The organism is Pseudomonas sp. 32_A, assembly GCF_017490905.1.
In the GTDB taxonomy this organism is placed as follows: Bacteria; Pseudomonadota; Gammaproteobacteria; order Pseudomonadales; family Pseudomonadaceae; genus Aquipseudomonas; species Aquipseudomonas inefficax.
On the sequence record NZ_JAFGYI010000209.1, the window covers coordinates 1 to 504 of the forward strand.

General features: G+C 58.5%; 1 protein-coding gene. It reads left to right on the forward strand.

All coding sequences use genetic code 11. The annotated features are described in order from the left end of the window. A partial coding sequence (locus J5M58_RS26330; RefSeq protein ID WP_306795257.1) for a YbgF trimerization domain-containing protein occupies window positions 1–504 on the forward strand: 504 nt, incomplete at both ends.

Here is a 504-nt window from a genome sequence, read left to right on the forward strand (position 1 = left end):
TAACAACTCCGGCTATAACAATAGCGGGAGCAGTTATCCGCCAGCGGGTTATGGCACGAACGGCGCCTATGCCGGGGGAGGGGTTTCGCCCCCTGTCTCGGCACAGGGCGAGCTGTTCCAGCAACTGCAGAAAATGCAGGAGCAGATTGCACGGCAGCAAGGTGTGATCGAAGTTCTGCAAAATGATGTAGCGCGCATGAAGCAAGAAAGCCTGGAGCGATACCAGGATCTTGATCGGCGCATAGGAAGCGGTGTTGCACCTGCCGCGACTCCTGAGAATTCTTCTGCCGGTGGCGATAGCAATGCCGCCGGTGCCGCCGGCGCTGCTGCCCAGGCACCAGCTGCCAGCAGCGAACCCGGTGATCCGGCCAAGGAAAAGCTCTATTACGATGCTGCCTTCGACCTGATCAAAGCCAAGGATTTCGACAAGGCGAGCCAAGCTTTCTCGGCATTCCTGCGCAAGTACCCCAACAGTCAGTACGCCGGCAATGCCCAGTACTGGCT